The 12,268-nt window shown below is 74.6% G+C and carries 9 protein-coding genes; 2 read left to right on the top strand and 7 right to left on the bottom strand.

Features of this window, described 5'->3' with window-relative positions; genetic code table 11:
* Positions 1-64 precede the first annotated feature (64 nt).
* The gene (locus tag ACIRFL_RS21910) at positions 65-2,629 is read left to right on the top strand and encodes a CHAT domain-containing protein (protein WP_404031020.1); all 2,565 of its coding nucleotides are present in this window, start codon (positions 65-67) and stop codon (positions 2,627-2,629) included.
* Between the two features lie 59 nt (positions 2,630-2,688).
* Here ACIRFL_RS21910 and ACIRFL_RS21905 read toward each other — a convergent pair whose 3' ends face one another.
* Positions 2,689-4,632: a LuxR C-terminal-related transcriptional regulator gene (locus tag ACIRFL_RS21905; RefSeq protein ID WP_404030766.1), complete on the bottom strand. Its 1,944-nt coding sequence runs from the start codon at positions 4,630-4,632 to the stop codon at positions 2,689-2,691.
* Positions 4,633-4,726: 94 nt separating this feature from the next.
* Here ACIRFL_RS21905 and ACIRFL_RS21900 point away from each other — a divergent pair, with 94 nt between their 5' ends.
* A complete protein-coding gene (locus tag ACIRFL_RS21900; protein WP_404030763.1) occupies positions 4,727-5,827 on the top strand; it encodes a M12 family metallopeptidase in 1,101 nt (366 codons plus the stop codon).
* A gap of 169 nt (positions 5,828-5,996) precedes the next feature.
* Here the strand turns inward: ACIRFL_RS21900 and ACIRFL_RS21895 are convergent, their stop codons facing one another.
* The 6 genes from ACIRFL_RS21895 to ACIRFL_RS21870 all read right to left on the bottom strand — a co-directional run bounded on the left by ACIRFL_RS21895 (position 5,997) and on the right by ACIRFL_RS21870 (position 12,170).
* Positions 5,997-7,127: an LLM class flavin-dependent oxidoreductase gene (locus ACIRFL_RS21895; RefSeq protein ID WP_404030761.1), complete on the bottom strand. Its 1,131-nt coding sequence runs from the start codon at positions 7,125-7,127 to the stop codon at positions 5,997-5,999.
* 12 nt (positions 7,128-7,139) lie between these two features.
* Positions 7,140-8,231, bottom strand: coding sequence for an LLM class flavin-dependent oxidoreductase (locus ACIRFL_RS21890; protein WP_404030759.1), 1,092 nt, complete (start codon positions 8,229-8,231; stop codon positions 7,140-7,142).
* Positions 8,228-9,607 carry an NtaA/DmoA family FMN-dependent monooxygenase gene (locus ACIRFL_RS21885; RefSeq protein ID WP_404030757.1) on the bottom strand — a complete coding sequence of 460 codons (1,380 nt, stop codon included), beginning with the start codon at positions 9,605-9,607 and terminating at the stop codon, positions 8,228-8,230. The genes ACIRFL_RS21890 and ACIRFL_RS21885 overlap by 4 nt, the downstream gene beginning before the upstream one ends.
* 20 nt (positions 9,608-9,627) lie before the next feature.
* Positions 9,628-10,869 (bottom strand): LLM class flavin-dependent oxidoreductase, encoded by a 1,242-nt coding sequence (locus ACIRFL_RS21880; RefSeq protein WP_404030754.1) that lies wholly within the window; start codon positions 10,867-10,869, stop codon positions 9,628-9,630.
* An 80-nt stretch (positions 10,870-10,949) separates the two neighbouring features.
* Positions 10,950-11,036, bottom strand: a complete 87-nt coding sequence (locus ACIRFL_RS21875; protein WP_404031016.1) for a putative leader peptide — start codon at positions 11,034-11,036, stop codon at positions 10,950-10,952.
* Between the two features lie 114 nt (positions 11,037-11,150).
* Complete coding sequence (locus tag ACIRFL_RS21870; RefSeq protein WP_404030752.1) at positions 11,151-12,170, bottom strand: ABC transporter substrate-binding protein; 1,020 nt, start codon at positions 12,168-12,170, stop codon at positions 11,151-11,153.
* Between the last annotated feature and the right edge of the window lie 98 nt (positions 12,171-12,268).

Here is a 12,268-nt window from a genome sequence, read left to right as displayed (position 1 = left end):
GCCTTGGAGCACTACCATCCGAGGGGTGACAGCGGGAAGCGACTCGGTCCTCGAACTGCTGCCGATGGTGTTCGCCGACCCCATGGAGGCCCTGGCGCGCGCGGAGCGGGTGCTGGAGACCGGTCCGCCGCCGCTGCACGCCTGTGTCGCGCACCAGGTGATCGGCATCTGGCAGCGGGACTTCGGCGACCTGCGGATCGCGCTGCACCATCTGCGGCGGGCCCGTGACCTCGCGGCGCGCGCCGAGTCCGCAGAACGCGAGGCGGATGTCCTCGCCACCCTCGGGGTCGCACTGGTGCACGCCGGGCGCACCCGGCAGGGCCTGGCGGCGTTCGAGCGCGGGGTGGCCCGGGGCACCGGGCACACCCGGGCCCGGGTGCTGTACCGGCGCGCCTACGTCTGGTGGGTGCTCGGCCGCCACCGGGAGGCGCTGGAGGACGTGCGCCGGGCGATCTCCGTGCTCCGCCAGGCCGACGACGTCATCTGGACGGCACGGGCGCTGACGCTGCGGGCCACGGTGCATCTGGCGCTGGGCGCGGTGGACCGGGCGGACGCCGACTTCACGGCGGCGGAGCGGCTGTGGGAGACCACCGGGCAGGAGCACGACAAGGCCGACGCCGTGGAGAGCCGGGGGCTTGCCGCGTTCCGGTCGGGCGACATCCCGGCCGCGCTGCGCCTGCTGGACGAGGCCGAGGAGCGGTACGCCAAGCTGGGCACGCCGACCTTCATGCTCAACATCCGCCGCTGCGAGGTGCTGATGGCCGCCGGACTGGCCCCGGAGGCGCTGGCCGAGGCGGACGCGGCGATCGCCACGCTCGACGGGATCGGCGGGCAGTCCACCCGCAAGGCGGAACTGCTGCTGGCCGCCGCCCAGGCCGCGCGTTCGGCGGGCGACGCGCACACGGCGATCGCCCGGGCCGCCGTCGCCGTACGGCTGTTCGCGGCGCAGCGGCGCGCCTGGTGGGAGACGCACGCCCGGCTGGTGCTGATCGAGGCGCGGGTGGCGACCGGGCGCGGCTCGGGGCGGCTGGTCGCGGACGCCGCCGCGGTCGCCGAGCGGCTGGCGTCCTTCGGCTCGCCGGCCGCTCCGGAGGCCTCCTTGCTTGCCGGCCGGATCGCGCTCGGCCTGGGCTGGACGGCGGACGCGGAGCGGCATCTGGCGCTCGCGGCGCGCAGCAGACACGCCGGCCCGCCACTGGCGAGGATGACGGGCTGGGCGGCGCAGGCGCTGCGGGCGCGGGCGGCCGGTTCCGGGCGGGGTGTGCTGGAGGCCTGCCGGCGCGGACTCGACGTGCTCGACGACCACCGGATGACGCTGGGCGCCTCGGAGTTGCGGGCCCGGGCCACGGCGCGGGGCGGGGAACTCGCGGCGCTGGCCCAGCAGGCGAGCCTGGCCCGTGGCGGTCCGCGGCGGCTGCTGGAGTGGAGCGAGCGGTGGCGGGCCACGGTGCTGTCCGCGCCGCCGACCCGGCCGCCCGCCGACCCGGCGCTGCTGAGCGCGCTGACCGCGTTCCGGGAGATCGCGGCCCGCGCCGAGGCCGCCCGGGTCGAGGGCCGTCCGGTGCCCGCCCTGGAGCGGGAACAACGGCGCCTGGAACGGGAGATCCGCTCCCGGACCCATCACATGCGCGGCGACGCCTCCGGCGACGGCCGCCGCTTCGACACCGCCCGGCTGCTGGCGCGGCTCGGTGACACGACGCTGGTCGAACTCGCCGTGCTGGACGGGCGGGTGCAGGTGCTGCTCTGCGGTCAGGGCCGGGTACGGCGATTCGAGGGCGGGGCGCTGGCGCAGGCGCTGACCGAGGCGGAACACGTCCAGGCGGGGCTCAGGCGGCTCGCCCATCCCGGGGCGGAGGGGCGGCTGCCGGTGGTGGAGGCGGCCGGCCGCCGGCTTGAGGAGCTGCTGCTGGGCGGTGCCGTGCGCCGGCTGGGCGGCGGCCCGGTCGTGATCGTGCCGCCCGGGGCGCTGCACCGGGTGCCCTGGGCGCTGCTGCCCGCGCTGCGCGAGCGGGTGCTCAGCGTCTCGCCGTCGGCGGGCAGTTGGCTGCGGGCCCGGGAGACCGCGGCGCCGCCGGGCGGCCGGCAGGTCTTCGTGCGCGGGCCCGGGCTCGCCACGGGCGGCGCCGAGGTGCCCGAGGCGGCCGGCCGGTACCGCACGGCGACGGTCCTGGAGCAGGCGGACGCGCGGGTGCCGCGCGTGCTGCGGGAGCTGGACGGGGCGGCGCTGGCGCACCTCGCCGCGCACGGCACGTTCCGCGCGGACAGCCCGATGTTCTCCTCGCTGCGGATGGCCGACGGCCCGCTGATCGTGCACGACTTCGAACGCCTCGACCGCAGCCCGTACCGGATCGTCCTGTCCAGCTGCGACACCGCCCGGCTCGCCTCGGTCGGCGCCGACGAACTGCTCGGCCTGGTCACCGCGTTGCTCCCGCTGGGCACGGCCGGGGTGGTCGCGAGCAGCGCGCCCGTCAACGACGCGGCGGTGGTGCCGCTGATGCTCGCCCTGCACAAGGGCCTCGACGCGGGGCTCTCGCTGGCCGAGGCCCTGCGTGACGCGCGGGCGGCCCTGCCGGGTGACGCGGTCCACCGGGCGACGGGGTGGGCGTTCGCTGCGTTCGGCGCGGCATGAGACCCCACCGGTGGCCGGCCGGCTGCCGACGACCGGTCGGGCCGCCGCCGTCGCCCGTCTCAGGCCGATGCCGCGCCCGGCAGCTCCACCAGCCAGGGCAGCGCGCCCCGGTCGCCGGCGCCCAGCCGGGTGTAGGCGCCGTACAGGTGGTTGCCGACGGTGCGGACGGACAGCGTGAGCCGTTCGGCGATCTGCCGGTTGCTCAGCCCGGCGGCGGCGAGGGTGACGATCTGCCGCTGCCGGGCGGTGAGTTCGCCGAGCACCAGCCCGGCAAGCGCCGGGGTGCGGGCGCCCTGGCAGCGGCGGGCGAGGGCGACCGCGCGGGTGCGGGCGGTGCGGGCGGCGGCGGGGTCGCGGTGCGCCCGTACGGCCTGCGCGTACGCCTCGGCCGCGAACAGCAGGAAGCCGCGCTCCGCCAGCGCCGCGGCGGCCCGGTCGAGAGCGGGCCCGTCGCCGCGGGCGAGCGCGTCGGCGTGCCGGGCCAGCACCCCGTCGCCGGGCAGCCGTCCGACGGCCAGCTCGGGCGCGCCGAGGCGTACGGCGTCGTAGCGGGCGTACGCGGCGGCGTGCCGGTCGCCCGCGTCACCGCAGGCGTCGCGGCCGTCGGCGTCCTCGGCGCGGCCGGCGAGTGCCCGTAGGGCGCCGTCCACGTCGCCGCGCGCCGCCGCGGCCCAGACCGCGGTGCCGTCCGCCGTGCCGTCCGCCGACGACGGCCCGGCGGCGCGGTCCGCCGTGCCGCCGTGACCCCGCCTCCCCGGTGCCCCGCCGGCCGGGTCCGGTCCTGACCGGCCCGTCTCGCCCGACTGGGCCGCGGCGAGGGCGAGTTCGGTGCGGCACGCGGGGTCGCCCGGCGTCGCCCGCAGCCCTTCCCGCGCCCAGGCCGCCGCGTCCCGCAACTCGCCGCGCAGCCGCGCGAACCGGGCCCGCAGCGCCGCGTATCCGGCCGGTACCGCCGCCCCCTGTGCGAGCAGCCACTCCCCCACCGGGGCCGGCAGCGCCCGTACGTCCATCGCGTCGATCCGCCGGGCCAGGGCCTGCTGTTCGGCGGCCAGGGCCGGGCCGTGGTGCCGCGGGCCGCGGGCCGGCCGCCGGGCCCGCAGCCGTCCGGCGCGGGCGCGCAGCGCCGGGCCGTGCAGCGGGTGGGCGAGGCGGACGGTGCCGTGCTCGTCGACGTGCACCAGGCCGTCGGCCTCGACGCGTTCGAGGGCGTCGAGGCCCAGGTCGTCCGGGTGCAGCGGCAGGGGTTCGGCGAAGGCGAGGCGTTCCAGCACCTCGCGTTCGCCGGGACCGCGGCGGTCCAGGACGGCGGCGACGCGCTCACGCACGGTGGGTGTCATCGGCAGCGGGCCGCGCCAGGCCCAGGTGTCCGTGCCGGGCACCGGGGTGAGCAGCCCCTGGGTGCGCAGCGCGCCCGACAGGTCCCGCAGCAGCCGCAGATCGCCCTGGCAGAGCCGGTGCAGCCGGCACACCGTGAGCGGTTCCAGGGCGGTGCCGCGGGCGAGCAGACGGGCCGTCTCCTCGTGCGGCAGCGGCTCCAGGGCCAGCCGCGGCAGCAGTTCACCCGTCCACAGCCGGGACACCGCGCCCGGGACGGGGGCGCTGTCGTCGGCGATCACGATCAGCCGGGTGCGGCCGTGCACGGCGAGCTGATGGACCAGGGCGGCCGAGGCCTCGTCGAGCAGATGGGCGTCGTCGACCACGAGGAGGCGCGCGCCGGAGAGCGACCGCACCGCGCGGTGCAGCGAGAGGGTCCCGGGCAGCAGCGGGGCGAACGCGGCGAAGGGCAGCGAGCGGGTCTCGGGTGTCCCGGTCACCCGGGCGCAGTCGGTGCCGCGCACGGCCTCGGTGACCAGCCGGGTCTTGCCGCGGCCGGCCGGGCCGGTCACCACGATGCCCTGCCGTCCCGCGGCCGACGATCCGCGGATCAGCTCCAGTTCGTCCTCGCGGCCGGTGAACGGCCAGGGCAGTTCGAGGGTCTTGGCGTCCTGTGCGTAAGTCGTCACGTCATGGAGAGACCCGGTACTCACGCCTGATACAGGGGGACTTGAGTAGCCCCCGACTCAGGCGCGCCTGCCGGGGCCACGGCAGTCTTGGCGCATGACCCAGCGCTACTGCTCACTGCCGCAGCAGCCTGCCCCGTCCTTCGCGCCGGGGCTGGCCGCCGAGCGGTTGAGCGCGCTCGTCGCGGGGCGGCGCATGTGGGTCAACGGCACGGTGCTGCACTACTACTTCTTCGACGCCGACACCGACGGCTCCGTCATCCCCGTGCCGGGGACCGGGGAGACCCGGTGGGTGCCGTGGGCCGGCGCCAAGGAACAGTGCGATGTCGTACGGGAGTGCTTCCGTCAGTGGCAGGACCTGGGCATCGGGGTGACGTTCGCGGAAGTCGCCGACCGGTGCGAGGCGGAGCTGCGGATCGGGTTCCAGTACGGCGACGGCTCCTGGTCGCGGGTGGGCCGGGACGCTCTCGGGGTCGGCCTCAACGAGCGGACCATGAACCTCGGTTGGGACCTCACCCGGCCCGGGCAGCGGGTCACGGCCCTGCATGAGATCGGGCATGTGCTCGGCATGCAGCACGAGCACCAGAACCCGCTGGCCGGCATCCACTGGGACGACGAGGCGGTGTACGCCGAGCTGGCGGGCCCGCCGAACCACTGGAGCCGGGACAGGACGTTCTTCAACATCCTGCGCAGGCTGGACCCGGCCGAGGTCAACGGGTCCGTCTGGGACCCGCAGTCCGTCATGGGCTTCCCGTTCGGGGCGGGGCTGGTCCTGGAGCCGGAGCAGTACCACGGGGGGCTGCATTCGCCGGGCACGCTGTCCCCGGCCGACAAGGAGTTCGTGCTGCGCTGGTACCCGCCGGCCGGCCCGGACGCGGACGGACCCGGCCGGCCGGCCGCGCTGGTGCCGTTCCGCTCGGTGCCGCTCGGCCTGGGCCCGGGCGGGCAGGCCGACTTCACCGTCGATCCGCCCGAGACCCGCGACTACTCGGTGGGCACCTTCGGCGACGGTGACGGCGTCGTGGTCGCCTTCGAGGAACGCGACGGCGTACCGCGCTACCTCGCCGGGCGGGACGACGGGGGCACACCGCACAACGCCGTACTCAGGGTCAGGCTCGTCAAGGGCCGCCGCTATTTCGTCCGTGTCCGTCTGTACTCCACGTGGGGAACGGGCGAGACGGCCGTCATGTGCTGGTGACAGCACGGGACCGCGCCACGCGGACGCTCGGACCACAGTCCGGCACCGGGGGAGCGGTCGAGGACGTCACCTTCGGGGGGCGATGTCGCTGAGGCACTGTTCGGGGGAGCAGGGTCTCAGCCGGACATCGCGGGTGACGTCCTCGACCACGCCACTCACCGGGTGCCGTTCACCGGCGCTGCCACTCCCGGGCCAGCAGTTCGTAGGAACGGACCCGGGCCGTGTGGTCGTGGGTGACGGTGGTGACGAGGATCTCGTCGGCTCCGGTGGCCTCCTGGAGCTGTTCCAGCTGGTCGGCGACGCGGGACGGGGTGCCGACGAACCGGGTGTCGACGCGGTCGCGCACCAGGTCGCGGTCCGCGTCGGACCAGGCGTGTGCGCGGGCCTCCTCGGGGGTGGGGAACGGGATGGCGCCCTCGGCGGTACGGATGCTGCGCACCCACAGGCCGTACCCGGCGGCGATGTCGTGGGCGGTGGCCTCGTCGTCGGCGACCACGACGTCGGCGGAGACGCTGACGTACGGTTTGCCGAGGTCGTCGGAGGGCTCGAAGTACGCGCGGTAGCCGTCCACGGCCTGAAGGACGGTGGCCGGGCTGACGTGGTAGTTCGCGGCGAACCGCAGACCGCGCCGGCCCGCGACCTCGGCGCTCGTGCCGCCGCTGCTGCCGAGGATCCACACCTCGACGTCGGCGCCCTCGCCGGGCACGGGGTGCGCCTCGACGCCCTCCGCCGAGCGGTAGGTGCCGGCCAGCAGGGCGAGGATGTCGTCGACCTGTTCGGCGTAGTCCTGGGACCGGGCGCCCGGCAACTGCAGAAGCCGGCGCTGCAGGGCGATCCTGGGCGAGCCGAGCAGCCGCTCGAAGGAGAAGGGGGGCGGGATGAGCAGTCCGTTCGGTGCGCGGCCGTCGACGACCGGGGTCGCCGTCGGCGGCGGGGCCGCCCGCTCGCCCGGTGGCCGGCCGCCCGAGCGGCCGAGGCCCAGATCGACGCGGCCCGGGTGCAACGCGTCGATCAGGCCGAACTCCTCCACCGTGCTCAGCGCCGTGCGGTGGCCGAGCTGCACGGCGCCCGAACCGAGCCGGATGGTGGAGGTGGCGGCGGCCGTCAGCGCGAGGAGGACCGCCGGTGACGTGCCCGCCACCCCGGGGTTGAGGTGGTGCTCGGCGAACCAGTACCGGTGGTAGCCGAGGCGTTCGGCCCGCTGGGCCAGGTCGATGGAGTTGCGCAGCGCCTCGCCGGCCGTGGCCCCCGAGGGGACGGGGACCAGGTCGAGGACGCCGAGGGGTGTGCTGGAAGGCATGCGGGCTCTCCCTCAGTGCGCGTCGGGCACGGGCGCGGGGTCCGGTGGCGCGAGCACCGGGCCCCAGGGGAACGGCGGGTCCGGGATGTCCCTGCGCAGCACCGGGGCGACCTCGGTCCAAAACCGCTCCAGCGAGTCCCGGTGCCGGGTGTCGCTCAGCCCGCTCGCGTCCGCGGGCACATGCTGCACGGTGTGCCCGAGCCGCTCGTGGTAGCGGTGCACCTTGTCGATGACCTGCTGGGGGCTGCCGATCAGCGCCGAGCTGCGCTCGACGAAGTCCTCCAGGGTCTCGAAGACCACGGGCAGGCCGGTCGCCCGCTGGAAGGCGAGGTTGCTCTCGAAGACCGGCCGGTAGGCGTCGAGTGCTTCCTGTGTGGTCCGGGCGACGCACAGGCCCGCCGAGCCGGCGCCGACGGCGATGGCGGCCGGGTCGTGGCCGTGGTGCTCCCAGCGTTCCCGGTAGTGGCGGACCAGTGCGGCGTACGGCTCCACCGGGTGGGTGACGTTCGCGGAGAACAGCGGGTCGCCGTAGCGGGCGGCGAGGTCCACGCTCTGCTCGCTGGTGGCGCTGCCGTGCCAGACCCGTACGGGCCGCTGGTAGGGGCGCGGCCAGACCTCGGCGTCGGTCAGCTGCGGCCGGAAGCGGGTCCTGGCGGTCACCCGGTCCTCGCGCCAGATCCGCCGGAACACCTCGTAGCTCTCGGCGTTGCGCTCCCACTGGTCCTCGGGGGTGACGTGGAACAGCTCGCGCTGCGCGGCGCCGTTGCCCTTGCCGATGATCAGGTCGAGCCGTCCGTCGGCGAGATGGTCGAGGGTGGCGTAGTCCTCGTAGGCGCGCACCGGGTCCAGCAGGCTCAGCGTCGTCACCGCGGTGAACAGCCGGATCCGCCGGGTGCGGGCGGCGATGTGGCTGAGCACGACCGGGGGCGAGGAGGAGATGAACGGCCGCTCGTGCCGCTCCCCCACGCCGAAGCCGTCGAAGCCCAGCTCCTCGGCGAGCAGCGCGTTGTCGAGGACTTCCCGGAACCGCTCGTGTGTGGTCTTCCGCACGCCGGTGACCGGATCGGGGCGGTGCACGATCAGGGTGATGGCGAGGAACTTCACGAGGCCACCCGTTCCCGCTCGCCCCGCGCGTCGTCGGGGTGGGCGAGGCCGAGGTGGTCGCGCAGGGTGGTGCCCTCGTAGTCGGCGCGGAAGACGCCGCGCTCCTGGAGCAGCGGGACGACGGTGTCGGCGAACGCGTCGAGGCCGCCCGGTGTGATGTGCGGGACGAGGATGAAGCCGTCGGCTGCGTCGGCCTGGACGAACGCGTCGATGGTGCGGGCGACGGTGGCCGGGGAGCCGACGAAGGTCTGCCGGTTGCCGGTGTTGATGACCAGGTCGCGGATGGACCACCGGTGCGCGGCGGCCAGTTCCCGCCACTCGCGGGCGGTGGCCAGCGGGTCCCGGTACATGCGCACCTGGGCGCGGCCCCGCGCGATGTGCTCCTCGTCCACGTTCGGGTCGATCTCGGGCAGCGGGCCGTCCGGGTCGTACCCGGACAGGTCCCGGTTCCACACGAACTCCAGGTGCTTGATCGCGGTGGCGCCGCTGACCTGCTGCCGGCGCACCTCGCGGGCCGCGTCCTCGGCCTCGGCGTCGGTGTCGCCGAGCACGAAGGTCGCCGCGGGCAGGATGAGCAGCTGGTCGCGGCGCCGGCCGTGGGCGGCCAGGCGCCGTTTGACGTCGGCGTAGAACGCCTGGCCCTCCTTGAGCGTGGCGTGCCGGCTGAAGATCGCGTCGGCGCTCGCCGCGGCGAACTCGCGGCCCTCTTCGGAGTCGCCGGCCTGGAAGATCACCGGTCGGCCCTGCGGCGAGCGTGGCACGTTGAACCGGCCGTGGATGTCGAAGTGCCGGCCCCGGTGCACGAAGGCGCCGGCCCGGGCGTCGCGCAGGAAGGTGCCGGTGGCCTGGTCGGCCAGGATCTCGTCGCCGCTCCAGGAGTCGAACAGCTCGTTCGCGGTGGCCAGGAACTCCTTGGCCCGGGAGTACCGCTCCTGCTGGGGCAGGAAGCCGCCGCGGCGGAAGTTCTCGCCGGTGAAGGCGTCCCAGGAGGTGACCACGTTCCAGGCGGCCCGGCCGTCGGAGAGATGGTCGAGGCCGGCGAACTGGCGGGCCACCTCGTAGGGTTCGTTGAAGGTGGAGTTGATGGTGCCGGTCAGGCCGAGCCGGTCGGTGACGGCGGCCAGCGCGGCGAGGACGGTGAAGGTGTCGGGCCGGCCGACGACGTCCAGGTCGTAGATCCGTCCGCCCTGTTCGCGCAGTCTGAGGCCCTCGGCGAGGAACAGGAAGTCGAACTTGGCGCGTTCGGCGGTGCGCGCGAAGTGCGCGAAGGAGGCGAACTCGATGTGGCTGCCGGCGGCCGGATCGCTCCACACAGTGGTGTTGTTGACGCCGGGGAAGTGGGCGGCCAGGTGGATCTGCTTCAGCGGCTTGCTCATGACGGTGCGGTCCCTCCGGCTCAGGCGATGGGGGTCCCCCCGGGCACGGGCGAAGCCGAGTGCCTGGGGGAGTAGCGGTTGGCGGGGCGGGCGAGGCCGAGCAGCCCGCGCAGGGTGGCTGCTTCGTAGGCGCGCCGGAACAGGCCCCGGCGCTGGAGTTCGGGCACCAGGCCCCGGGTGATCCGCGGCAGGTCGTGGCCGAGTACGGCGGGCCGCAGCCGGAAGCCGGTGAGTCCGCCCTGCCGCAACTCGACCAGGAGGTCGGCGAGTTGGGTGGGTGTGCCGGTGAAGATCCGGGCGTCCGAGGTATACGGCTCGCCGGCCGTCTCGTCCAGGCGGGCGCGGCGCGCCGCCGCCTCGGCGGGGTCGTCGTCGAGGAAGACCAGCAGGTCGCCGAAGAGGTGCAGGGGCTCTTCGGCGCGGCCGGCCGCCGCCTGTTCGGCCCGGATCTCGGCGACGATCGCGCGGGCCTGCTCCGGGTCGTGCGGGGTGATGTATCCGACGTCGGCCTGGCGGGCCACGAGCCGGTAGGGGACGGTCTGGTGGGCCAGCGCGGTGACGAGCGGCTGCCCCTGCGGCGGGCGGGGGGTGATGCTCGGGCCCTTGACGCTGAAGTACCGGCCCTCGAAGTCGATGTAGTGCAGCTTGTCCCGGTCGATGAAGCGGCCGGTGGCCGCGTCCCGGATCTCGGCGTCGTCCTCCCAGCTGTCCCAGAGCCGGCGGACGACCTCGACGTGGTCGGCGGCCTCGTCGAACAGGTCGGTGACCAGGTCCTGGGCGGCCGGGCTGTCGTAGGCGTCGATCCTGGGCAGGGTGCGGCGGCCGAAGTGGGCGGCCTCGTTGGGGCGTGCGGTGATCTGGACGCGCAGGCCCGCGCGGCCGGTGCTGACGTAGTCGAGGGTGGCGATCGCCTTGGAGATATGGAACGGCTCCGTGTGTGTGGCCACCACCGTCGGCACCAGACCTATGTGGCGGGTGAGCGGTGCGACACGGGAGGCGATGAGGACCGCGTCGAGCCGGCCGCGCACCTGGTCGGTGCGCTCGTCCGGGTCGAGGAAGCGCGAGGACTGCGGGCCCAGGCCGTCCTCGAAGGTGACGAAGTCGATCAGGCCGCGTTCGGCCTCGGCGACCAGATGGGCCCAGTAGCCGGCGGTGAACAGGTCGCGGGGGCGGGCGACCGGCTCCCGCCAGGACGCGGGGTGCCAGCCGGTGCCGTCGAGCGCCACGGCGAGGTGCAGGGGGGCAGGGGTGGATGAGGACACGAGTGGGCGCCTTCCTGGAGGTCCGTACGGGATCGCCGGCCCGCCCCGGCGGCCGGGGCGGTGGCGGATGGGGCAACGGGTCAGGAGCAACAGAGCGCGCCGGCGACGCGCAGCAGATCGATGTGCGGCCGGGAGTGGAGCCGGACGGCGCGACGGACCCAGGTCATGTCCGTCACCTCCGCCCGTCGCGTCGGCGGCCGTGCGGCCGCGCCGTGCACATGTCGTCGCGAGTGACAACACGCTGTCCGTCCGGTGTGTTCCGTCGCCCTTGCGGCGGCGGGTCAGGAGTTGTCGAGGGGCAGTCCGGGCGGGTTGACCTCAGCCTTGGTGACGGCCTCGTCGGACAGGTTGTAGGCGGCCAGCCACTTGGCGTACTGCCCGTTCTCGATCAGGTGGTTGATCGCGTCGGCGACCGGCCGGGCGAGGCCGCTGTCCTTCTTCGTGGTCGCCGCGATCAGGCCCTGGAGGGTGGCGCCCGCGCCGGAGAAGGTGCCGCCGCTGCGGGTCGGGTTCGGCGATGAGGCCGTCTGCCTGATGTGGTAGGCGATCCCGGGGTTGGCGGAGAAGTAGGCGTCGATCTTGCCGCCGGTCAGCGCGAGCGAGGTGGCGTTCTTGCTCGCGTAGTGCTTGACGGTGAGCTGCTTGCCCTCCTGTTTCAGCTTCGCCTGCCACTCCAGGAGGATCTTCTCCTGGTTGGTGCCGTTGTCGACGGCGACGGTCCGGCCGGCCAGGTTCCGGTAGTCGCCGCCGAAGTTCCAGGTGCTCTTCTTCAGCACCTCGAAGCCGAGGTTGTCCTTGCGGTAGGAGGCGAAGTCGTACTTCTTCTTGCGTTCCTCGGTGTCGGTGATGTTGGAGAAACCGATGTCGGCCCGGCCGCTGTCGATACCGACGAACATGTTCTCCCAGGTGGCGTTGGAGATCTGCGGTTTCAGCCCGAGCACGGCGGCGACCAGGCGGGCGAGGTCGGGTTCGGCGCCGGTGAGGGTCTTCTGGTCGGAGCCGACGTACGCGAGCGGCGGGAAGCCGTCGGGCAGGGCTCCGACGACGATCTTCAGAGTGCCGCTGCCGCGGACGGACTCGGGCAGTTCGGCGCTGATCGACTTCACCTCGGAGACCTTGAGTTCGGTCTGCGTGGCGGCGCCGTTGGACACCCGGCCCACCGTGACCGTGCCCGCGGTGTCGGCGGTGGTGGCGGCGTCGCTGTCGCCCCCGCAGGCGGTGAGGCCGGTGGCGAGGGTGGCCGCGGCGGCGGCCGTGGTGATGCCGCGGATCAGACGGCGTCCGGAGAGCTGGCTGGGCATGGTTGTCCTATCTATTGATGTGGGTCTGAACTGGTCATTCGTAAGATCGGTGAGGCCCAGGGGCCCGGGGTATGGCTGTCATGGGTGAGCCGCTGGAT

Source organism: Streptomyces sp. NPDC102462 (genome assembly GCF_044765425.1).
Classification (GTDB): Bacteria; Actinomycetota; Actinomycetes; order Streptomycetales; family Streptomycetaceae; genus Streptomyces.
The sequence above is the reverse complement of the archived record's forward strand: the minus strand, read 5'-3'. Positions and strand labels throughout refer to the sequence as shown.

Excerpts from the sequence above, each read along its gene's own strand:
- ACIRFL_RS21910 (WP_404031020.1), top strand. The coding sequence starts at position 65 with ATGGTGTTCGCCGACCCCATGGAGGCCCTGGCGCGCGCGGAGCGGGTG.
- ACIRFL_RS21900 (WP_404030763.1), top strand. The coding sequence starts at position 4,727 with ATGACCCAGCGCTACTGCTCACTGCCGCAGCAGCCTGCCCCGTCCTTC.
- ACIRFL_RS21895 (WP_404030761.1), bottom strand. The coding sequence starts at position 7,127 with ATGCCTTCCAGCACACCCCTCGGCGTCCTCGACCTGGTCCCCGTCCCC.
- ACIRFL_RS21885 (WP_404030757.1), bottom strand. The coding sequence starts at position 9,607 with ATGAGCAAGCCGCTGAAGCAGATCCACCTGGCCGCCCACTTCCCCGGC.
- ACIRFL_RS21875 (WP_404031016.1), bottom strand. The coding sequence starts at position 11,036 with ATGACCTGGGTCCGTCGCGCCGTCCGGCTCCACTCCCGGCCGCACATC.
- ACIRFL_RS21870 (WP_404030752.1), bottom strand. The coding sequence starts at position 12,170 with ATGCCCAGCCAGCTCTCCGGACGCCGTCTGATCCGCGGCATCACCACG.